Consider the following 20,569-nt stretch of genomic DNA (forward strand, 5'->3'; position numbering starts at 1 on the left):
TCTGTCGGAGCGGTGGTGGTGGTCGAGGAGAGGGGACCCCCGGGCGGCGGTCGGGCCGCCCGGGGCGCCTCCTAGTAGTCGTTCACCGCCGGCTGGGTGACGGTCGTGCCGGACTGGCCGAGCGTCTCGTCGTAGATGGCGCTCCAGGTCTCGCCGCCGTCGGTCAGCATGCCGTTGACGAAGTGGCGCAGGGCGTCGTCGTCCTTCGGCAGGCCGATGCCGTAGAGCTCGGTGCTGAAGGGCTCTCCGACGACCTTGAGCTCGTCGGGCTTCTGAGCGGCGTAACCGATCAGGATCGCGCCGTCGGTGGTGACGGCGTCGACGGTGCCGTCGGAGAGGGCGTCCACGCACTGCGAGTACGTGTCGAACTCCTCGGTCTTCACCTCGGGGTAGTTGGTGCGGATGTTCTGGATCGGGGTGGAGCCGGTGGCCGAGCACACCGTGGTGTCGGCGGTGAGGTCGTCCGGTCCGGTGATCGTGTCGTTGTCGGCCGCGACGAGCAGCTGCTGGCCGGTCTCGAAGTAGGGTCCGGCGAAGCCGACCTGCTCCTTGCGCTTGTCGGTGATCGAGTAGGTGCCGACGTAGTAGTCGATGTCGCCGTTCACGATCGACGCCTCGCGGTTGGCCGACGGGATCGCCTTGAACTCGATGGCGTCGGCCGCGAAGCCGAGCGAGGCGGCGGTCCACTTCGCGATCTCGATGTCGAACCCGGAGCGCTCGCCGGTCGCCGCGTCGAGGTAGCCCAGCCCGGGCTGATCCTCCTTGACGCCGATGACGACCTTGCCGTCCGCGGTCATCGCGTCGAAGGTCGGGCTGCCCTCGAGAGTGACGTCGGAGGCGACCTCGTACGCGGAGGTCCCTCCCTCGGAGCCTCCACCGGCGCCGCCGCCGGCGGTTCCGGAGTCGCCGGAGCAGCCGGCGAGGGCGAGGGTCGCTGCTGCGAGTCCCGCGGTCATGAACATGAGCCTGGTGCGCATGATCGTCCTTCCTGGGGTTCGGCCCGCCGGAGCGGGCGATGTCGGGTCGGCTCCCGGGTCACGGGTCCGACCTGCCTGGTGGCTGCGGATCGCGCTTCTAGTGCGTGATGAGCTTGGAGAGGAAGTCCTTGGCCCGGTCGGTGCGGGGCGCGGTGAAGAACGACTCCGGGTCGGTGTCCTCGAGGATCTCGCCGTCGGCCATGAACACGACGCGATCGGCGGCCTTCCGGGCGAAGCCCATCTCGTGGGTGACGACGATCATCGTCATCCCGTCCTTGGCGAGCCCGACCATCACGTCCAGGACCTCGTTGATCATCTCGGGGTCGAGCGCCGAGGTCGGCTCGTCGAAGAGCATCACCTTGGGCTTCATCGCCAGCGCCCGCGCGATCGCGACGCGCTGCTGCTGCCCGCCGGAGAGCTGGGCCGGGGTCTTGGCGGCCTGGTGGCCGACGCCGACCCGGTCGAGCAGTGCCGTGGCCTGGGCCTCCGCGTCCTTGCGGGAGAGCCCGCGGACCTTGATCGGGCCGAGGGTGACGTTCTCGAGGATCGTCTTGTGCGCGAAGAGGTTGAACGACTGGAAGACCATCCCGACGTCGGCGCGGAGCGCGGCGAGGCCCTTGCCCTCCTCCGGGAGCTTCTGACCGTCGATGGTGATGGTGCCGCCCGAGATCGTCTCGAGCCGGTTGACCGTGCGGCAGAGCGTCGACTTGCCGGATCCGGAGGGGCCGAGGACCACGACGACCTCGCCCCGGTGCACCGTCAGATCGATGTCCTTCAGAGCCTGGAAGTCGCCGTAGTGCTTCTGCACCCCGGAGAGGACGACGAGGGGTTCACCGGCGGGAGCGGCGGCGCGCTCGTCTTGCGGGGCTGTGACCATGCCGTCAGAGAAGCACACGGGGATGGGCCGGTCAAATCATGAGGGAATTCTTAACCGAAGGGTAACAACGCGCCCTGTTCTCCAGGTTCGCGGCACCCTCGGCCCGGTTCCTCTCAGGAACGCAGCGCGAAGGCGCTCTCGTACAGGCAGACGGAGGCCGCGGTCGCGAGGTTGAGCGACTCCGCCGCCCCGTAGATGGGCACCGCGACCACGCCGTCGACGAGGGCGAGCGACTCCTCCTCGAGGCCGCGCGCCTCGTTGCCGAAGACCCAGACGGTCGGCTGGGCGAGGTCCCCGCGGGCGCGGACGTCGAGCAGGTCCTCCCCCTTCACGTCGGCCGCGACGGAGCGCAGTCCCACGCCGCGGAGCCGGCCCAGCACGTCGGCGAGGTCGGCGCCGACCGCGACCGGGAGGTGGAAGAGCGAGCCGGTCGTGGAGCGCACGACCTTGGGGTTGTAGAGGTCGACCGAGCGGCCGGACAGCACGACCGCGTCAGCGCCGGCGGCGTCGGCGGCACGGATGATCGTGCCGAGATTGCCCGGATCGCGGACCTCCTCGAGCACCGCCACGAGGCGCGGCTCGGAGGCGACGACGTCCTTGAGCGACGTGGGGAACTGACGGCAGACCGCGACGAAGCCCTGCGGAGTGACGGTGTCGGCCATCGCGTCGAGGACGTCCTCGGTCACGTACTCGATCTCCACCTCCGCCTCGGCGGCCGCGGCGACGATCTCGGGGTGCCGCTCCAGAGCGGTCGGAGTCGCGAACGACTCGACGATCAGCTCCGGGCGGTACTGCAGAGCCTCGGAGAGTGCCTGCGGGCCCTCGAGGAGGAAGAGCCCCGTCTCGAGCCGGGCCGGGCGGCGGGTGAGCTTCGCCACGGAGCGGACACGGGGAGAGCGGGGGTTGTCGAGCATGCGGCGAGCCTATCGGCGCGGTGATCGCCGCCCCCGCAGACACGGCGCGGGAGGGCCCTCGAACGACGGAGGGGGCCGCGACCTCTCGGTCGCGACCCCCTCCGGGAAGCCGTGCTGACTACGCTGCGGCCTTGGGCGCCGAGGTGTCGGCGGGCAGCGCGCTCTTCGCGGTCGCGACGAGCGAGGCGAACGTGGCCGGCTCGGTGATCGCGAGGTCCGCGAGGATGCGGCGGTCGACCTGGACGCCGGCCAGGGCGAGGCCCTGGATGAAGCGGTTGTAGGTCAGGCCGTTCGCGCGGGACGCGGCGTTGATGCGCTGGATCCAGAGACGACGGAACTCGCCCTTCTTGGCGCGGCGGTCGCGGTACGAGTAGACGAGGGAGTGGGTGACCTGCTCCTTCGCCTTGCGGTAGAGGCGCGACCGCTGGCCGCGGTAGCCCGAGGCGCGCTCGAGGATGACGCGACGCTTCTTGTGGGCGTTGACGGCCCTCTTCACTCTTGCCATTGCTGTTTCTTCCTATCGATCCGTGTCGGCTGAGTAGCGACCACGCGGCGCAGCGGGCTGCGCCGGCGGTGGGCTACAGACCGAGAAGCTTCTTGGCGACCTTGGCGTCCTGCGGGGCGAGGACCTGGTCCTGGTTGAGGCGGCGCGTGCGAACGCTGGACTTGGACTCCAGGTTGTGACGCATGCCGGCCTGCTGCTTCATGACCTTGCCGGAGCCGGTCACCTTGAAGCGCTTCTTGGCACCCGAGTGGGTCTTCATCTTGGGCATGTTCTCTCCTTGTGAACGTCACTCCGCGCTCGGCGGGGCGAAACCGGTGCCCCGCGAGCGGGGCGTCCACCGGCCCCGAGGCCGGGGCGGCGAAGTACTAGACGGACTCGGCCTCGGCCGTGTCCTCGGGGGTGTTGGCCTCGCGACGAGCGGCGCGGACCGCATTGGCCTCGGCCTTCGCCTCGGACTTGTTCTTCAGCGGGCCGATGACCATCACCATGTTGCGACCGTCGATGGTCGGGGTGGACTCGACCTGGCCGAACTCGGCGACGTCCTCCGCGAAGCGCTGGAGCAGGCGGACGCCCATCTCGGGGCGCGACTGCTCGCGACCGCGGAAGAGGATCATCGCCTTGACCTTGTCGCCGGCCTTGAGGAAGCCCTCGGCGCGCTTGCGCTTGGTCTCGTAGTCGTGCTTGTCGATCTTCAGGCGGAAACGGACCTCCTTGAGGATCGTGTTCGCCTGGTTGCGACGGGCTTCCTTGAGCTTCTGAGCCTGCTCGTACTTGAACTTCCCGTAGTCCATGATCTTGGCCACGGGCGGCTTGGAGTTGGGGGCGACCTCGACCAGGTCCAGGTCTGCGTCCTGCGCGAGTCGCAGGGCGACCTCGATCTTGACGACGCCGACCTGTTCTCCTGCGGGACCCACGAGGCGGACCTCGGGGACGCGGATACGGTCGTTGGTACGGGGATCGCTGATTGCGTTTCTCCTCTGATCTCGGTGAGTGCAGCTGCGCTGCCGGAGTCTTCTCCAGCGCACCCGAGAGAGGTGATCGTCCCGTCCACGTCGTGCCTGCAGCACGGCGCTCGCACCCTGTGACGCGGTTCCCGAGGCGGACCTCGAGAGCCGCAGCCCTGCCTCCGGTGGTCTGACGACCCTCGGGGGCGGAGTGCTTCTGACCCGGTAACCTTGTGAAGCGGTCAAGCGCGGGTGGGAGAATCTCCACTTTCGAACCGAGGACATGCCTCGGAGCCCGGACAACCATAGCAGACCGGCGGCCCGCCCGACAGAGCGGATCCGGCCGCCCCTCGATCCTCTGCTGCGGCAGCCGCGCCCCTCCACCACGGACGACGAACGAAGGACCCATGGCCCAGTACGACGACGACTACACGCGACGATTCGGCGAGGACGGCGGAGCCTCCGACGTGGAGGCCGCGCGCGACATCGCGGAGGTCCCGGCGGTGGAGATCATCACCACCGCCGCCGTGCACCTGATGAGCGCGGCCGCCGTCAAGTGCGGGCTCGCTGACGAGCCCGGAGCGCAGGTCGACCTCGACGAGGCGCGCAAGCTCATCAACGCGCTCGCGGGCCTGGTCACGGCCGGGGCGCCCGACATCAGCGACATGCACGCCCGGAGCCTGCGCGACGGCCTCCGCACCCTCCAGCTCGCGTTCCGTGAGGCGTCCCCGATCGCCGACCCGATCGGCAAGGGCCCGGGCGAGAAGTGGACCGGCCCGGTCACCTGATCGGGAGTCAGCGGGCGGCGGCGAGCTGCAGCGTCATCGAGTCGACGCGCTGCGCGACGGTCTCGTCGGCCGCCCACCGCTCCCCCAGGCGCGCGACGAGGGCGCCGAGCGCGTCCTGATCGAGCCCCGGGCGCAGGCTCAGGACCACCACGAGCTCGGGCCCCGCCAGGCGCTGCTCCGGATCTCCCGCGCGCACCTCGAGCGAGGCGACCGCCCGCTCCCCCTCCGCAGCCGCGCGCAGAGCCCGGAGCACCTCCGCATCGGCGGGGGCCGGCCGCCAGTCGCCGCCCTCCGCGATCGCCCAGAGCGCCGGGCGCCGGACCGCGAACGCCCGCTCGGACGCGGGGTCGAGGACCATCACCTCGGTGCCCTCCGCGACGGCCGCCAGGGCCGCGCGGCGCCCGTCGACAGGGACGGGACGGGCGGCCGGGTCCCACCGGCGCATGCTCTCGACGCCGCTGAAGACGGGGAGCACCGTGCGGCCGTCGGGTCCGGCGACCGTGACGATCGCGAGCTCCTGCGTCTTGTCCGCCCGGAGTCCCCCGACCCCCTCGGCCTCCTCGCCGAGGCGGGCGACCAGAGGGATGAGCAGGCGGGACGTGCGGAGCGCGTCGACCACGGCCTCCGGGCCGCGAATGCCGCGGGTGAAGGACTCGAGCGCGGCGACCAGCGCCTCCGGGGCGCTCCCGTCGTCCTCCGGTGCTGCGCTCGGCTCGAAGTGCCGGCCCGCCCAGGGAGTGCCGGCGGAGTCGGTCAGATGCGCCGGGAGCGGGCGGGGCTCACTCGGATGCGACATCCAGGGCCTCCGCGAGCGTGAACGCGCCCGCGTACAGCGCCTTGCCGACGATCGCGCCCTCGAGCCCCTGGGGCACGAGGTCGCGCAGAGCGGCGATGTCGTCGAGGTTCGAGATGCCGCCCGAGGCGATCACGGGGCGGTGGGTGCGGGCCATGACCTGCTCGAGGAGCTCGAGGTTCGGGCCCTTGAGCGTGCCGTCCTTCGTGACGTCGGTGACGACGTAGCGGGTGCAGCCGGCCTCCTCCAGGCGGTCGAGGACCTGCCAGAGGTCGCCGCCCTCCTTGGTCCAGCCGCGCGCGGCGAGCGTGGTGCCCCGGACGTCGAGCCCGACGGCGATCTGGTCGCCGTACTGCGCGATGACGCTCGCGGCCCACTCGGGGTTCTCGAGCGCCGCGGTGCCGAGGTTGATGCGCTTCGCGCCGGCGCTCAGCGCGGACTCGAGGCTGCGGTCGTCGCGGATCCCGCCGGAGAGCTCGACGTTGACGCCCTTCACCTGCCGGATGACCTTCTTCATGATGCCGTGGTTGTCGCCGCGGCCGAAGGCGGCATCGAGGTCGACGAGGTGGATCCACTCCGCGCCCTGGTCGGCCCAGTCGCCCGCGGCGTCGATCGGGTCGCCGTAGTTGGTCTCGGTCCCGGCCTCGCCCTGCGTGAGCCGCACGGCCCTGCCGCCCGCCACGTCGATCGCGGGCAGGAGGACCAGGCCCGGGGCCTTGGTGAACTCGCTCATCGTCATCCTCAGTCTCGGAGCCGGTGCCGGCCCCTGGAGGCGCCGACCACCGGCCGATCCTAGTTCGTGCGGAGGGTGCCCAGCCAATTGGCCAGCAGCCGGAGCCCGGCGGCCCCCGACTTCTCGGGGTGGAACTGCGTGGCCGAGAGCGGCCCGTTCTCGACCGCGGCGATGAAGGGGCCTCCGTGATCGGCCCAGGTGACCGCGGGACGCGGGAACGGGGGCATCACGTCGAGCGACCACTCGCGGGCGCCGTAGGAGTGCACGAAGTAGAAGCGCTCCTCGGCGATGCCGTCGAAGAGCACCGAGCCCTCGGGAGCGGAGACGGTGTTCCAGCCCATGTGCGGGACGACCTCGGCCGGGAGGAGGTCCACCGTCCCCGGCCACTCGCCCAGGCCCTCGCTCTCGACCCCGCGCTCGACGCCGCGCTCGAAGAGCACCTGCATCCCGACGCAGATGCCCAGGACGGGGCGCCCGCCGGCGAGGCGCTTCTCGATGATCTCGCCGCCGCGGGCGCGGGTCAGCGCCGACATCACGGCGTCGAAGGCGCCGACGCCGGGCACGAGGAGGCCGTCCGCCTCCAGCGCCCGCTGCCGGTCCCCCGTCAGCTCGACGTCGGCCCCGGCGAGCTCGAGCGCCTTGACGGCGGAGTGCACGTTCCCCGAGCCGTAGTCGTAGACCACGACGGAGGGGCGGGCCGAGCTCACAGCGCGCCCTTCGTCGACGGCACGCCGGAGACGAGCGGGTCGAGGGCCTTGGCCTGACGGAAGGCGCGGGCGAACGCCTTGAATTCCGCTTCGGCGATGTGGTGCGGGTCCCTGCCGCCGAGCACCGTGACGTGCACGGTGAGGCCGGCGTTGAACGCGATCGCCTCGAAGACGTGGCGCACCATCGACCCGGTGAAGTGGCCGCCGATCAGGTGCAGCGCGAAGCCCTCCGGCTCGCCGGTGTGCACGAGGTAGGGGCGCCCCGAGATGTCGACGACGGCCTGCACGAGCGCCTCGTCGAGGGGGACGAGCGCGTCGCCGAAGCGGGAGATCCCGGCCTTGTCGCCGAGAGCCTGTCGGATGGCCGTGCCGAGCACGATGCCGATGTCCTCCGCGGTGTGGTGGATGTCGATCTCGATGTCGCCGCGGGCCCGGACGCGCAGGTCCGTGAGCGAATGCTTCGCGAACGCCGTCAGCAGGTGGTCGAAGAAGGGCACGCCGGTCTCGAGATCGGCGATGCCCGTGCCGTCGAGGTCGAGGGAGAGCTCGATGCTCGACTCGCTGGTGGCACGGCTGAGGGAGGCGGTGCGCCCGGGTGCGGCGCTCGAGGAGGTCATGCCTCCCAGTCTATTCGCGCCGCGTCACCGACCCAGGGCGGACCTCTACTCGCGCGAAAGCGCCACCGCGGGGTCGGCCGACGGTGCGGGGAGGGAGGCGAGCGCCTCGAGGAACGCGGTCGTCTCCTCCTCGGTGCCGGCGCTGACGCGGAGGTGGTTCGGGATGCCGACGTCGCGGATGAGGACGCCGCGGGCGAGCAGGCCCTCGAACACGGCGGCCGGATCCGCGACGCCGCCGAAGAGGACGAAGTTGCTGCCGGTCGTGTACGGGCGGTAGCCGAGGGCGCGCAGTCCGTGGATCATCCGGTCGCGCTGCACGATGATCTCGCCGACCATGGCGAGCATCTCGTCGGCGTGAGCGAGGGCGGCGGTCGCGGCGGCCTGGGTGAGGGCCGACAGGTGGTACGGGAGGCGGACGAGGCGGAGCGCGTCGATCACCGCGGGGTCGGCGGCGAGGTAGCCCAGGCGGACGCCGGCGAAGGCGAAGGCCTTGCTCATGGTGCGGGACACGAGCAGGCGCGGTCGCCCGGGGAGGAGGCTCAGCGCGGTGGGCGCGCCCCTGCCCGCGAACTCGGCGTACGCCTCGTCGACGACGACGATGCCGTCGGTCGCGTCGTAGACCGCCTCGATCACGGCGAGGTCGAGCGGCGTCCCGGTCGGGTTGTTCGGAGCGCAGAGGAAGACGATGTCGGGCCGGGCCCGGCGCACCTGCTCCGCGGCGTACTCGGCTCCGATCTCGAACTCCGCCTCGCGCGGAGCGGGGATCCACTCCGTTCCGCTCCCCGACGCGAGGATCGAGTACATCGAATAGGTGGGCGCGAACCCCAGCAGCGAGCGCCCGGGACCGCCGAACGCCTGAAGGACGTGCTGGAGCACCTCGTTCGATCCGTTCGCAGCCCACACGCCGTCCGCGGTGAGCCCGTGACCGAGGTAGCCGGCGAGGGAGTCGCGCAGCTCTCGGAACTCGCGGTCGGGGTACCGGTTGACGGTGCGCAGCGCCTCCGTGACCCGCCCGACGATGTCGGCGATCACGTCGTCCGGGACCGGGTGGGTGTTCTCGTTGACGTTGAGGGCGACGGGCACGACCGCCTGGGGTGCACCGTACGGGTGCCTGCCTCGGAGGTCGTCGCGGAGGGGCAGGTCGTCGAGAGTCGTCACCAGGGAATGGTAGCGAAGCACCCGGCGCGGACGTCCGGGCAGCCCGGCTCAGCGAGCGGTGTCGTACTCGGCCGGGACGGCGAGGCGCTGCCCGGGCTCGACGCCCGCGCTCGAGAGCTGGTTGAGGGAGAGGATGTCGTCGACCACGTCGCGCGGGTCCGCCTGCGGGGCGAGCTCCTCGGCGAGCGACCAGAGCGACTCGCCCGCGTGGACGGTGACGTACTGGAACTCGACCGCAGCGGCGTCGCTCGACGCGACCGCTCCACCGCCGTTGAGCCCGAAGGCGAAGGCGCCCGCCACGATCGGCAGGGCCCCCAGAGCGGCCACCACGGCGCGGCCGCGGCGCGTGAGGCGCAGACGGGTGCGAACGATCCGCGCTTCGCCGAACGCGCTCATCGGCTCGGGAGCGGACGGCAGTACCTCGACGGGCCGAGGCGCGGACGAGCGCTGGAGCGGGCGGGAGGTGAGCTGTGCGGTCATGGGATCGCTCCTTTCAACAGGGATTCGGGGAGGCCCTCGGCCGGGAGGGCCGCCCCGAACGCCTGTACCGAACATATCTTCGAACAGCGGAGCGGTCAAGGGACCGTTCCGGCTGATCCGCGGGCGGACTCGCGCGCGACACACTCGAACGAATGTTCCGAGTCGGGAGTTCCGGCGGATACAGTTTCGAGAGCCTGGTCGTAGTAGAGCAGCGACCACCGACATTCCTTGTCGGGTCGCGACCGGGCGGGCGCGCACGCGGCGTGCGCACCGGGAAGAGGGAGCATCGTGAGCGACGCGCAGAGGGCCGGGACCCCGGCCGCCAAGACGAAGGCGGCCGCAGGCCGGCGCCGGAAGAGCCTGAGCGCCAAGCAGCTCGCGATCCTCGACGCGATCCAGCGCTCGGTGTCGAGCCGCGGCTACCCGCCGAGCATGCGCGAGATCGGCGACGCGGTCGGCCTCGCCTCGCTGTCGAGCGTCACCCACCAGCTCAACCAGCTCGAGCTCAGCGGCTACCTGCGCCGCGACCCGAACCGGCCCCGCGCCCTCGAGATCCTCATCGACGTCCCCAGCTCGACGGAGGACGACGGGTCGTTCGAGTCGACCGCGACGGTCGGCGACGCGGCGATGGTCCCCCTCGTCGGCCGGATCGCGGCGGGCGTGCCGATCATGGCCGACCAGCAGATCGACGAGGTGTTCCCGCTTCCCCGGCAGCTCGTCGGCAAGGGCGAGCTCTTCATGCTCAAGGTCGTCGGCGAGTCGATGATCGACGCCGCGATCTGCGACGGCGACTGGGTCGTGGTCCGCTCGCAGCGCACCGCCGAGAACGGCGAGATCGTGGCGGCCATGCTCGACGGCGAGGCCACCGTCAAGGTGCTGCGCCAGCGCGACGGCCACACCTGGCTGCTGCCCCGCAACTCCAACTTCGAGCCGATCCTCGGCGACGAGGCAGAGGTGCTCGGGAAGATCGTGGCGGTCCTGCGCTCGGTCTGACACCGGGCGTGCAGGAGGGGCCCGACCGGCGTGCAGCCGGCCGGGCCCCTCCTGCGTTCGACGGGCACCGGCGATCGGGGCGCGCGCCCCTCCGTCGCGGTCACGGGAAGGCGGAGGAGGGCCGCCGAAACCCCGTCGCCGAACCCTCCGGCCGCCGCCGGTCGGTGGTGCGGGTCGCCGCACCCCCTCCCGGATGCGCCGAGCGCCCGCCTCCCTGACGGGGAGACGGGCGCTCGGGTGGTGGCGATCAGGCCTGGACGGCCGCGCGCGGAACCGCGAACTCGGTGAGCGAGCCCGCCAGATCGGCGTGCACGAGGGCGACCACGTGGGTGCCGCCCTCGACGTACTGCGTCGACAGGATCCGGCCGCTGCGGTGCAGATGCGAGATCACGTCGCCACGGGCGTACGGCACGAGCAGGTCGATCTCGACGTCCGGCTCGGGCAGGATCTCGGCGATCCGCGCCTCCAGCTCGTCGATGCCCTCGCCGCTGCGCGCCGACACGAAGACCGCGTCGGGAGCGAGACCGCGCAGCACCAGCCGCGTGCCCTCGTCCACCAGATCGGCCTTGTTGAAGGCGATGATCTCGGGGATGCTGCGGGCGCCCACCTCGCCGATCACGTCGCGCACGGTGGCGATCTGCCCGGCCGGATCGGGGTGGGAGGCGTCCACGACGTGGACGATCACATCGGAGTCCGCGACCTCCTCGAGCGTCGACCGGAAGGCCTCGACGAGCTGGTGCGGAAGCGCTCGCACGAAGCCGACCGTGTCGGCGAGCGTGTAGAGGCGCCCGTCCTTCGTCTGGGCCTTGCGAACGGTGGCGTCGAGGGTCGCGAAGAGCGAGTTCTCGACGAGGACGCCCGCGTGCGTCATCCGGTTCAGCAGGCTCGACTTGCCGGCGTTCGTGTACCCCGCGATCGCCACCGAGGGGACGGCGTTGCGCTTGCGGTTCGCGCGCTTGGCCTCGCGGGCGGGCTTCATCGCCGTGATCTGCTTGCGCAGGCGCGCCATGCGGGTGTGGATGCGGCGACGATCGAGCTCGATCTTCGTCTCACCCGGACCGCGCGAGCCCATTCCGGCTCCCGCGCCCACCTGGCCGCCGGCCTGGCGGGACATGGACTCGCCCCAGCCGCGCAGTCGCGGGAGCAGGTACTCGAGCTGCGCGAGCTCGACCTGCGCCTTGCCCTCACGGCTCTTCGCGTGCTGGCTGAAGATGTCGAGGATCACCGCGGTGCGGTCGATCACCTTGACCTTCACCACGTCCTCCAGCGCACGCCGCTGGCTCGGTGCGAGCTCGGTGTCGGCGACGACCGTGTCCGCGCCGAGGGCCGCGACGAGCCCCGCGAGCTCCTGGGCCTTGCCCTTGCCGAGGTAGGTGCTCGGATCGGGGTGCGGGCGGCGCTGGAGCAGGCCGTCGAGGACCGTCGCTCCCGCCGTCTCCGCGAGCGCGGCGAGCTCGTGCAACGAGTTCTCCGCGTCCTCCAGCGAATTCTGCGAGTACACGCCGATGAGCACGACGTTCTCCAGGCGCAGCTGGCGGTACTCGACCTCCGTGACGTCCTCGAGCTCGGTCGAGAGGCCGGCGACGCGTCGCAGCGCCTGCCGGTCGTCGCGGTCGAACTGCTCGCCGTCGCTGTTCTCGCCCTCGTGGCCGGCGCTCTGCAGCGCCTGGGCTCCACCCGCGACGAAGCGCGAGTACCCTGCCGAACGCGACTGCGCGTTCGCCAGGACCCTCGAGACGACGTCCACGGCCTCGGTCGTGTCGGTCTCGTTCAGGTCTTCCGTCATCCGGATAACACTAACTCCTCAGGTCTTGATAGGTTCACTTCTCATGGCCGCCGAGCACTACTTCTCGAGTACTCCCGACGGCGACCTCCGGCCCCGCAGGATCCAGGCCCGCCTGGCCGGCCGCGACCTCGAGGTCACGACGGCAGGAGGGGTGTTCAGCCCCGGTCACGTCGATCTCGGCACACGCGTCCTGCTGGACGCGGTGCCCGACGCCCCCGCTGACGGGGACCTGCTGGACCTCGGCTGCGGCTGGGGCCCGATCGCCCTCGCGCTCGCCCTCGCCTCCCCCGACGCCCGGGTGTGGGCGGTCGACGTCAACCAGCGGGCGCTCGAGCTGGTCCGTCGCAACTGCGAGGAACTCGGCGTCCTCAATGTCAACGCCGTGCTGCCCGAGGATGTTCCCGACGACGTCCGCTTCCGCACCGTGTGGTCGAACCCGCCGATCCGCATCGGCAAGGAGGAGCTGCACCTCCTGCTCGAACGCTGGCTGCCGCGGCTCGAGGAGGGCGCGGACGCCTGGCTCGTCGTGCAGCGCAACCTCGGCTCCGACTCGCTCCAGACCTGGCTGGGCGCCGCGTTCGCCGGGCGGCTCGACGTGGAGCGCGTCTCCTCGGCGAAGGGCTTCCGCGTGCTGCGGACGACCCGCCTGGCCTGACCGGGTCCTCAGTCGATCCGGATCGTCCCGGTGAAGACGAGGTCGGCCGGGCCGGAGAGCCCGACGTGCTCGCCCTCCTCCGCCGCGAACATCGTCACGCCGAGCGTGCCGCCCGGGACCTCCACGCGCCAGGCCTGCGGAGCGCGCGCTCCCGCCCAGTAGCGCACCGCCAGTGCCGCCGCCGCGGCACCCGTGCCGCAGCTCAGGGTCTCGCCGCTGCCGCGCTCGTGCACGCGCATCCGGATCCGCCCGATCCCGTCGTGGACCAGGGGCTCGCCGGGAACCACGAACTCGACGTTCGCGCCGTCCTCGAGCTCCGGGTCGAGCTGCGGGATGTAGGAGAGGTCGGCGGAGTCGAGCTCCTCGTCGTTGCTGAGGGCGACGACCACGTGCGGATTGCCGAGGTCGATCCCGAGACCGGGGCGCGCGACCTTGAGCTCCTTCGCCCGCACCAGGGGCTCGCCGCCCGCCAGCTCCCAGCGGCCGAGGTCGACCTGGAACCCGGCACCGCTGCGGGTGACGTCGCGGACGCCGGCGCGGGTGCCGATCGGCAGGGTGTCGCCGGGCTCGAGCGCCGCGAGGCCGCCCGCGAGCAGGAACGCGGCGTAGACGCGGATGCCGTTGCCGCACATCTCGGCGATCGAGCCGTCGGCGTTGCGGTAGTCCATGAACCACTCCGCCTCGCTCTCCTCGGCCAGAGCCGCGGCGCCCTCCGGGATCGCGCGGGAGCGGACGGCACGGATGACGCCGTCGGCGCCGACGCCGAAGTGGCGGTCGCAGATCATCGCGATCTGCGCGGGCGAGAGGTCGACCTCACCGTCCGGGTCGCTGAAGAGCACGAAGTCGTTGCCGGTGCCCTGGCCCTTGGTGAAGTGCAGCTCGATCGTCATGGCGCACAGCCTAGCGAGGAGCGGGAGCGGCGGCCTGGGCGGCGGCGTGCGCCCGCGACACCAGGTCCGGCGCGTCGTACGGGAGCCGGTGGGCGCCGGCGTAGCGCCGGAACCAGCTGTTCTGCCGACGTGCGTAGCGGCGCGTGAGCGCCTGCGTCGCCGCGATCGCCTCCTCCTCGCTGAGGACGCCGGCACGCTGGGCGAGCGCCTGGGCGTACCCGATGGCCCGCCCGGCTGTGACGCCGCGCTCCAGGCCGAAGGGGACGAGCCGCTCGACCTCGTCGAGCATCCCGGTCGCCCACATCCGCTCCACCCGCCGGTCGAGGCGCTGCACCAGCTCCTCCCGCGGAGCCTCGAGGAACAGGATCGAGGCGGGGCGCCACCGAACCGGCTCGTCGGACATCAGCGCGCTGTGCGTGCTCCCGCCGGTGAGCTCCGCGATCTCGAGCGCGCGGACGATGCGCCGGGCGTTGTGCGGACCGATCCGCTCGGCCACTCCGGCGTCGATCCGGCGCAACCGCTCGACGAGGGCGCCCAGGCCCTCCCGCTCGGCGGTCTCCTCGAGCCGGCGCCGGACGGCCGGGTCGGTGCCCGCGAACGAGAACTCGAAGACGACGCTGGAGACGTACAGACCGGAGCCCCCGACGAGGATCGGCGTCGCCCCGCGCGCCAGCACGCTCTCGATCACGCGCCGCGCCTCGCTCTGGTAGCGGGCGACCGACGCCTCCTCCGTCACGTCGAGGACGTCGAGCAGGTGGTGCGGGACGCCCCGACGCTCGTCGGCGGGCAGCTTCGCGGTGCCGATGTCCATCCCGCGGTAGAGCTGCATCGCGTCGGCGTTCACGATCTCAGCGGCGCCGCCGTCCTGCCGGATCGCCTCGGCGAGCTCGAGCGAGAGGTCGGACTTGCCCGTGCCGGTCGCGCCGACGACCGCGATGAGCTCCGGCGCGGTATCGGGGGCTCCGGTCTCAGCGCTCGCCATCGAGGGCGTCGTAGATCGGCGTCGTCAGCGTGCCGGCGTCGCGCACGCGCAGCGACGGCAGGCCCAGCGAGACCCGGGGCGCCCCGCTCCCGCCCGGGGCGGCCGGAACTCCGCAGGACTCGGTCTGCGCCCGGTCCCAGGCGTCGCCCGCGCGGGTGTGGCGGATGCGGAGCGGCGCGCCGTCGGGCGAATCCGCCAGGAGGTAGAAGGGGGCGGCACGGGTGACCCGGACGGAGACCACGTCTCCGGGACGCGGCTGCTCGGAGCCCTCGGGCACGTCGAAGTGCACCAGACGGCTGTCCTCGGCGCGTCCGCTCAGCCGGTGCGTCTCCGTGTCGCGACGGCCCTCGCCGGTCGCGACGAGGACCTCGACCTCTCGGCCGACGACTGCGCGGTTCTCCTGCTCGCTGATCGCGTCCTGCAGGGCGACGAGCCGCTCGTAGCGCTCCTGGACGACCGCCTTGGGGATCTGGTCGGGCAGCGTCGCGGCCGGGGTGCCGGGCCGGATGGAGTACTGGAAGGTGAAGGCGGAGGCGAAGCGGGCCGCCTCGACCACCCGCAGGGTCTCCTGGAAGTCGGCCTCGGTCTCGCCGGGGAAGCCCACGATGATGTCGGTGCTGATCGCCGCGTGCGGGATGCGATCGCGGACCCGGTCGAGGATCCCGAGGAACTTCTCGGAGCGGTAGGAGCGGCGCATCGCCTTGAGGACGCGGTCGGAGCCGGATTGGAGCGGCATGTGCAGCTGCGGCATCACCGCCGGCGTCTCGGCCATGGCGTCGATCACGTCGTCGGTGAAGGCCGCGGGATGGGGGCTCGTGAAGCGGATCCGCTCGAGCCCGTCGATGGTGCCCGCCGCGCGGAGCAGCTTCGAGAACGCCTGGCGATCGCCGAACTCGACGCCGTAGGAGTTCACGTTCTGGCCGAGAAGGGTGACCTCGATCGCGCCGTCGTCCACGAGCGCCTGGATCTCGGCGAGCACGTCGCCGGGGCGCCGGTCCTTCTCCTTGCCGCGGAGCGAGGGGACGATGCAGAAGGTGCAGGTGTTGTTGCAGCCGACCGAGATCGAGACCCAGCCGCTGTAGGTCGAGTCGCGCTTCGTGGGGAGCGTGGAGGGGAAGACATCGAGCGATTCGAGGATCTCGAGCTGCGCCTCGTCGTTGTGGCGGGCGCGCTCGAGCAGGCTGGGGAGGGCGCCCATGTTGTGCGTGCCGAAGACCACGTCGACCCACGGGGCACGGTCGAGGATGACGTTCTTGTCCTTCTGCGCGAGACAGCCGCCGACCGCGATCTGCATCCCCTCGTGGCGGCGCTTCACCGACGCGAGGTGGCCGAGGTTGCCGTAGAGCTTGTTGTCGGCGTTCTCGCGCACCGCGCAGGTGTTGATCACGACGACGTCGGCCTCGGCTCCATCGGCGGACACGTAGCCCGCCGCCTCGAGCGAACCGCTCAGCCGCTCGGAGTCGTGCACGTTCATCTGGCACCCGAACGTACGGACCTCGTAGGTCCTCGGCCGGGTCTCGGCGACGGGCGACGGGGCGGTACCGAGCGTGCTCATGGTGTGGGATTCTACGCTCCGGTCGGACCGCTCCCGGGCCGCCGTGTCAGCGGAAGCGGACGCTCGACCCCGGCTTCCGGATCGTCTCGCGGACGACGCGCTGCACGAGTCCGCCGGCGTAGCCGCGGCGCGCGAGGAATCCCGTGAGTCGGCGCTCGGCGACCTCGTCGGAGAGCGAGCGCAGGCTCGGCAGGCGCTTGCGCGCGAGCTCGAGCGCCGTGCGGTACTCGTCGTCGCCGTCCAGCTCGTCGAGCGCTGACGCGATCGCCTCGGGGTCGATCTTCCGCGCGCGCAGCTCCTGCTGGATGGAGGAGCGGCCGAGCTTCTTGCGGTCGCGGAGCGAGACGACCAGCTGCTCCGCCATGCGGAGGTCGTCGAGGTAGCCGAAGCGCGTGAAACGCTCGAGGATCTCGAGGGCGTCCTTCTCGGCGACGCCCTCCGTGTAGAGGCGCGCCTCGACCTCGGCGACCGAGAGGCTCTTGCGGGAGAGCCCCCGTACGATCCGATCCGCGACCTGCTCGGGATCGATCTCCTCCGGGATCTCGATCGCGTCGTCGTCGTCCTCGTCGTCCGCGTTCTCGACGAACGCCGGCACGCGCCGGGCGACATGAGCCGAGAGCTCGGCGATCCGCTCGGAGGCCGGAGACGCGGCGCCGCCGACGGCCGAGCCTCCCGACTCTCCTCCGACCGTCCCGGGCGCACTGGTACGCGGCGTCCCGGCTCCGGACGGCTCCGGAAGCGACCCGGCCCCGTCGGCGGCCGGCGCCGCCGGAGCCCAGCCCTCGTCGCCCGCCGCACCCCGGTCGACCCAGGGCAGGAAGGCCACGGGGCGGCCCTTCGCCCCCTCCGCGGCCTTCTCCGCCACGGGCTAGGCGCCCTTGCGCACGGGCTGCTTGGTCTCGATCGCGACCGGCGCGGCCTCGACGGCCGCGTTCGGGTCGACGATCACGCCGAGCTTCACCAGGATGCGCTTCTCGATCTCGGCGGCCACATCGGCGTTGTCGATGAGGAACTGGCGCGCCTTCTCCTTGCCCTGGCCGAGCTGGTCGCCGTCGTAGGTGTACCAGGCGCCCGACTTGCGGACGATCTCGTGCTCGACACCGAAGTCGATCAGGCTGCCCTCGCGGGAGATGCCGACGCCGTAGAGGATGTCGAACTCGGCCTGCTTGAAGGGCGGGGCCATCTTGTTCTTCACGACCTTGACGCGGGTGCGGTTGCCGACCGCGTCGGTGCCGTCCTTCAGCGTCTCGATGCGGCGGATGTCGAGGCGGACCGACGCGTAGAACTTGAGCGCCTTGCCGCCCGCCGTGGTCTCGGGACTTCCGAAGAAGACGCCGATCTTCTCGCGCAGCTGGTTGATGAAGATCATCGTGGTGTTCGTGGTGTTCAGTCCGCCGGTCAGCTTGCGCAGCGCCTGGGACATGAGGCGCGCCTGCAGGCCGACGTGGGAGTCGCCCATCTCGCCCTCGATCTCGGCACGCGGCACGAGGGCCGCGACGGAGTCGATCACGATGAGGTCGATCGAGCCCGAGCGCACGAGCATGTCGGCGATCTCGAGCGCCTGCTCTCCGGTGTCGGGCTGCGACACGAGGAGGGAGTCGATGTCGACGCCGAGCTTCTTGGCGTACTCGGGGTCGAGCGCGTGCTCCGCGTCGATGAAGGCGGCGATGCCGCCGTTGCGCTGCGCGTTCGCGATCGCGTGCAGCGTGAGGGTTGTCTTTCCGGAGGACTCGGGGCCGTAGATCTCGACGATGCGGCCGCGGGGGAGCCCGCCGATCCCGAGCGCGACGTCGAGCGCGATCGAACCGGTCTGGATCACCTCGACGGGAGCGCGGTCGTCGCTTCCGAGGCGCATGACGGCGCCCTTGCCGAACTGGCGGTCGATCTGGGCGAGTGCGGTCTCGAGGGACTTCTCGCGGTCGGAGGAACTGGGCATGGCCGTCTCGCTCTCGTGTTCGTGGTGGTGTCGCCTACAGGCTGTCGCGACATGCCGGTGGCTGTCGGAGTGACAGTGCCGGCCGGCTGCGACAAGGCGGTGAAGCAGGTCCGTTCAGGTGTCTCCGACGGTACGCCCGACCACCGACATCGGGGCCGAGCGAGAGCGACTCCGTGGAGACGGGGCCGTTCCTGCTTCTGTGGAGGAGCCTAGACCCGTTCGAACACGGATTCGAGCACGAGCCGTCGGCGTGTCGAACACGGCTTCGGCGACGGGAGCGTCAGCGGTGGCGCTTCCGCGGATCCACGCCGTGCCACCGGGCCTCCGGGACGTCGTTGGCGCGGCAGAGGGCGAGCCAGACCTCGCGCGGCTCCGCTCCGTCCGCGAGGGCGCGCTCGGCTGTGCGGCCCCCGAGCTCGGTCAGCACGAGGTCCGAGACCAGGACACGGGCGTAGGCGCCGCCGAACTCGTCGTCCACCAGCTGCCGGAACTCGCTCAAGCGCATGCGTCCACGGTAGCCGCTGCCCGGAGGCCGCACTCCCCCGGGAACGCCGAAGGGCGCCCGGCCGGAGCCTGGGCGCCCTTCGCGTGGAGCGGGTGCGGTGAGTGGAGGGGACGGGGGCCGACTACTGCGTGACGAGGTCCGCGTCGAAGCCGGCGACCATGTCGGCCGGGATGGTGTCGGGGATGGTGTCGATGCCCTCGATGACGGCGAGACGATCGCCGACCTCGCGCATGATCACCGAGATGGGGGTGTCGAGGGCGTCGGCGACAGAGGCGAGGATCTCCGAGGAGGCCTCCTTCTGACCGCGTTCGACCTCGCTCAGGTAGCCGAGCGCAACGCTCGCCTTGCTCGCCACCTGACGGAGCGTACGACCTTTCTGCAGGCGAAAGTCCCTGAGGACATCGCCGATCTCCTGACGAACTAGAACCACTGGACCCTCCTTCTCCACGTCAACCGCATGTCGTGCACCTGCACCGCGAGCACGAGCGCCGGAGATTCCGGAGCGGGTGATCGGGGGGCTGGGACGAGAGAACCGGATAGCTGTTCACTACCCGGTTCGTATGGTGTCGACTCTAATACCGGATGACTGGACTTTGCGTGTGAGCGACACCAGTTGTAACCGGGCCGCAATGCGGCGCATTCCGATTCCCGGAGGGCCCTCGCTGGGTATCCGCCTCATGCCCCCCGGGAGATCAGCTCCGCGCCGAGGGCGAGGGCCGCGTCGACCGAGGCGGCGCGGATCGCGGCGCGGTCGCCGTCGAACCGGTGCTCACGGACGAGCTCGTCCTCGCCGAGGACGGCCGCCACGAAGACGGTGCCGACGGCCGTGTCCCCCTGCGGATCCGGACCGGCGACCCCCGTGGTCGCCAGGCCGAGCGTCGGACGCCCGTCGGCTGCGAGCCGCGAGGACGCTCCGCGCGCCATCTGCACGGCGACTCCGGGATCGACGGGACCCCGCTCGCCGAGGACGCGCGCGTCGACCCCGAGGAGCCGGTCCTTGAGGTCGGTGGCATAGCTCACCACTCCCCCGCGGTACACGGCGGAGGCGCCGGGCACCTCCACGAGGGCGGAGCTGAGCGCGCCGCCGGTGAGGGACTCCGCGACGGCGAGGTCGACACCCCGCCGCCGGAGCTCGGCGATCAGCTGCGCGGCCGTCACCGCGTCGACCGGGCGGCCCGGCTCTGGCGGGCGGCGTCGGCGAGGTAGTCGATCCCGGTGGCGACCGTGAGCACCACCGCCGCCGTCATTGTGATGCCGTTCAGCCAGTGGACCCACTCGCCGAGGACGGCCCAGAGCGGCAGCAGAGCGAGGGAGATCGCGATCGACTGCACGATCGTCTTGAGCTTGCCGCCCCGCGACGCCGGGATCACCCGGTCCGAGAGCACGGCCATCCGGAACACGGTGATGCCGATCTCGCGCACCAGGATGACGATCGTCACCCACCACGGCAGCTCCGCGAGGATCGAGAGCCCGACGAGCGCCGCGCCGGTGAGCACCTTGTCGGCGATCGGATCCAAGAGCTTGCCGAGATCCGTCACGAGGCCCCGGCTCCGGGCGATGTGCCCGTCGATGCCGTCCGTGGCGATCGCGACGATGAAGAGGATCGCCGCGGCGATCCGGATCCCGCCGTCCTGCCCCCCGTCGGCCAGCAGGAGCCAGAAGAAGACGGGCGCCAGCAGGATCCGGACGACCGTGATCGCGTTCGGCAGGTTCCAGTTGCCCGACGCGGCCGGAGCCGGTGCGGTGGGGTGGGTCATCGTGCTCCGCCGTTCCT

General features: G+C 71.5%; 25 protein-coding genes. 3 read left to right on the plus strand and 22 right to left on the minus strand.

Annotation, left to right across the window (positions count from 1 at the left end; all coding sequences use genetic code 11):
- Window positions 1-71: 71 nt before the first annotated feature.
- The 6 genes from C5C56_RS05080 to infC all read right to left on the minus strand — a co-directional run bounded on the left by C5C56_RS05080 (window position 72) and on the right by infC (window position 4,187).
- Window positions 72-977, minus strand: a complete 906-nt coding sequence (locus C5C56_RS05080; protein WP_159913628.1) for a glutamate ABC transporter substrate-binding protein — start codon at window positions 975-977, stop codon at window positions 72-74.
- A gap of 97 nt (window positions 978-1,074) precedes the next feature.
- Window positions 1,075-1,854, minus strand: coding sequence for an amino acid ABC transporter ATP-binding protein (locus tag C5C56_RS05085; protein ID WP_104224489.1), 780 nt, complete (start codon window positions 1,852-1,854; stop codon window positions 1,075-1,077).
- A 113-nt stretch (window positions 1,855-1,967) separates the two neighbouring features.
- Window positions 1,968-2,768, minus strand: coding sequence for an RNA methyltransferase (locus C5C56_RS05090; protein WP_104226312.1), 801 nt, complete (start codon window positions 2,766-2,768; stop codon window positions 1,968-1,970).
- A gap of 118 nt (window positions 2,769-2,886) precedes the next feature.
- Window positions 2,887-3,273 carry a 50S ribosomal protein L20 gene (gene rplT / locus C5C56_RS05095; RefSeq protein ID WP_104224487.1) on the minus strand — a complete coding sequence of 129 codons (387 nt, stop codon included), beginning with the start codon at window positions 3,271-3,273 and terminating at the stop codon, window positions 2,887-2,889.
- Window positions 3,274-3,346: 73 nt separating this feature from the next.
- Window positions 3,347-3,541, minus strand: a complete 195-nt coding sequence (gene rpmI, locus C5C56_RS05100; protein WP_055793295.1) for a 50S ribosomal protein L35 — start codon at window positions 3,539-3,541, stop codon at window positions 3,347-3,349.
- Between the two features lie 97 nt (window positions 3,542-3,638).
- Window positions 3,639-4,187: a translation initiation factor IF-3 gene (gene infC / locus C5C56_RS05105; RefSeq protein ID WP_374952931.1), complete on the minus strand. Its 549-nt coding sequence runs from the start codon at window positions 4,185-4,187 to the stop codon at window positions 3,639-3,641.
- Between the two features lie 437 nt (window positions 4,188-4,624).
- Between infC and C5C56_RS05110 the strand changes: the two genes are divergently transcribed.
- Window positions 4,625-5,005, plus strand: a complete 381-nt coding sequence (locus C5C56_RS05110) for a DUF1844 domain-containing protein (RefSeq protein WP_104313470.1) — start codon at window positions 4,625-4,627, stop codon at window positions 5,003-5,005.
- A gap of 7 nt (window positions 5,006-5,012) precedes the next feature.
- On the opposite strand, the gene C5C56_RS05115 is transcribed toward C5C56_RS05110, so the two are convergent.
- From C5C56_RS05115 to C5C56_RS05140, 6 genes are read right to left on the minus strand one after another with little or no spacing between them, the layout of a single operon-like run.
- The gene (locus C5C56_RS05115; RefSeq protein ID WP_104247910.1) at window positions 5,013-5,801 is read right to left on the minus strand and encodes an SseB family protein; all 789 of its coding nucleotides are present in this window, start codon (window positions 5,799-5,801) and stop codon (window positions 5,013-5,015) included.
- Complete coding sequence (gene priA, locus C5C56_RS05120) at window positions 5,785-6,531, minus strand: bifunctional 1-(5-phosphoribosyl)-5-((5-phosphoribosylamino)methylideneamino)imidazole-4-carboxamide isomerase/phosphoribosylanthranilate isomerase PriA (RefSeq protein WP_104224506.1); 747 nt, start codon at window positions 6,529-6,531, stop codon at window positions 5,785-5,787. The genes C5C56_RS05115 and priA overlap by 17 nt, the downstream gene beginning before the upstream one ends.
- A 59-nt stretch (window positions 6,532-6,590) precedes the next feature.
- Window positions 6,591-7,238 (minus strand): imidazole glycerol phosphate synthase subunit HisH, encoded by a 648-nt coding sequence (gene hisH / locus C5C56_RS05125; protein ID WP_104224485.1) that lies wholly within the window; start codon window positions 7,236-7,238, stop codon window positions 6,591-6,593.
- Window positions 7,235-7,855, minus strand: coding sequence for an imidazoleglycerol-phosphate dehydratase HisB (gene hisB / locus C5C56_RS05130; RefSeq protein WP_104319200.1), 621 nt, complete (start codon window positions 7,853-7,855; stop codon window positions 7,235-7,237). Before hisB ends, hisH begins: the two co-directional genes overlap by 4 nt.
- Window positions 7,856-7,900: 45 nt before the next feature.
- A complete protein-coding gene (locus C5C56_RS05135; RefSeq protein ID WP_181137558.1) occupies window positions 7,901-9,013 on the minus strand; it encodes a histidinol-phosphate transaminase in 1,113 nt (370 codons plus the stop codon).
- 48 nt (window positions 9,014-9,061) lie between these two features.
- Complete coding sequence (locus tag C5C56_RS05140) at window positions 9,062-9,493, minus strand: LysM peptidoglycan-binding domain-containing protein (RefSeq protein ID WP_308471499.1); 432 nt, start codon at window positions 9,491-9,493, stop codon at window positions 9,062-9,064.
- Between the two features lie 288 nt (window positions 9,494-9,781).
- Here C5C56_RS05140 and lexA point away from each other — a divergent pair, with 288 nt between their 5' ends.
- Entirely contained in the window at window positions 9,782-10,486 is a 705-nt protein-coding gene (gene lexA / locus C5C56_RS05145) for a transcriptional repressor LexA (protein WP_104224482.1), read from the plus strand.
- Window positions 10,487-10,733: 247 nt separating this feature from the next.
- Here lexA and hflX read toward each other — a convergent pair whose 3' ends face one another.
- Window positions 10,734-12,272 carry a GTPase HflX gene (hflX, locus tag C5C56_RS05150; protein WP_104319201.1) on the minus strand — a complete coding sequence of 513 codons (1,539 nt, stop codon included), beginning with the start codon at window positions 12,270-12,272 and terminating at the stop codon, window positions 10,734-10,736.
- A gap of 43 nt (window positions 12,273-12,315) precedes the next feature.
- Here hflX and C5C56_RS05155 point away from each other — a divergent pair, with 43 nt between their 5' ends.
- Window positions 12,316-12,927, plus strand: a complete 612-nt coding sequence (locus C5C56_RS05155; protein WP_104224480.1) for a class I SAM-dependent methyltransferase — start codon at window positions 12,316-12,318, stop codon at window positions 12,925-12,927.
- An 8-nt stretch (window positions 12,928-12,935) separates the two neighbouring features.
- Here C5C56_RS05155 and dapF read toward each other — a convergent pair whose 3' ends face one another.
- From dapF to pgsA, 9 genes are all read right to left on the minus strand, one after another.
- Window positions 12,936-13,817 carry a diaminopimelate epimerase gene (gene dapF, locus C5C56_RS05160; protein WP_104250184.1) on the minus strand — a complete coding sequence of 294 codons (882 nt, stop codon included), beginning with the start codon at window positions 13,815-13,817 and terminating at the stop codon, window positions 12,936-12,938.
- A 10-nt stretch (window positions 13,818-13,827) separates the two neighbouring features.
- Entirely contained in the window at window positions 13,828-14,799 is a 972-nt protein-coding gene (gene miaA, locus C5C56_RS05165; protein ID WP_104260628.1) for a tRNA (adenosine(37)-N6)-dimethylallyltransferase MiaA, read from the minus strand.
- Window positions 14,786-16,354: a tRNA (N6-isopentenyl adenosine(37)-C2)-methylthiotransferase MiaB gene (gene miaB, locus C5C56_RS05170; RefSeq protein WP_104272757.1), complete on the minus strand. Its 1,569-nt coding sequence runs from the start codon at window positions 16,352-16,354 to the stop codon at window positions 14,786-14,788. The genes miaA and miaB overlap by 14 nt, the downstream gene beginning before the upstream one ends.
- Before the next feature lie 46 nt (window positions 16,355-16,400).
- Window positions 16,401-17,180, minus strand: a complete 780-nt coding sequence (locus C5C56_RS05175; protein ID WP_181137559.1) for a regulatory protein RecX — start codon at window positions 17,178-17,180, stop codon at window positions 16,401-16,403.
- A gap of 42 nt (window positions 17,181-17,222) precedes the next feature.
- Window positions 17,223-18,290: a recombinase RecA gene (gene recA / locus C5C56_RS05180; protein ID WP_104262713.1), complete on the minus strand. Its 1,068-nt coding sequence runs from the start codon at window positions 18,288-18,290 to the stop codon at window positions 17,223-17,225.
- A 280-nt stretch (window positions 18,291-18,570) separates the two neighbouring features.
- Complete coding sequence (locus C5C56_RS05185; protein WP_104224474.1) at window positions 18,571-18,795, minus strand: DUF3046 domain-containing protein; 225 nt, start codon at window positions 18,793-18,795, stop codon at window positions 18,571-18,573.
- Between the two features lie 121 nt (window positions 18,796-18,916).
- The gene (locus C5C56_RS05190) at window positions 18,917-19,225 is read right to left on the minus strand and encodes a helix-turn-helix domain-containing protein (protein WP_068207524.1); all 309 of its coding nucleotides are present in this window, start codon (window positions 19,223-19,225) and stop codon (window positions 18,917-18,919) included.
- Between the two features lie 245 nt (window positions 19,226-19,470).
- Window positions 19,471-19,953, minus strand: a complete 483-nt coding sequence (locus tag C5C56_RS05195; RefSeq protein WP_104262712.1) for a CinA family protein — start codon at window positions 19,951-19,953, stop codon at window positions 19,471-19,473.
- Window positions 19,950-20,552, minus strand: a complete 603-nt coding sequence (gene pgsA / locus C5C56_RS05200; RefSeq protein ID WP_104309766.1) for a CDP-diacylglycerol--glycerol-3-phosphate 3-phosphatidyltransferase — start codon at window positions 20,550-20,552, stop codon at window positions 19,950-19,952. The genes C5C56_RS05195 and pgsA overlap by 4 nt, the downstream gene beginning before the upstream one ends.
- Window positions 20,553-20,569: the final 17 nt, after the last annotated feature.

This window comes from Rathayibacter sp. AY1D1 (assembly GCF_002932635.1).
Classification (GTDB): domain Bacteria; phylum Actinomycetota; class Actinomycetes; order Actinomycetales; family Microbacteriaceae; genus Rathayibacter.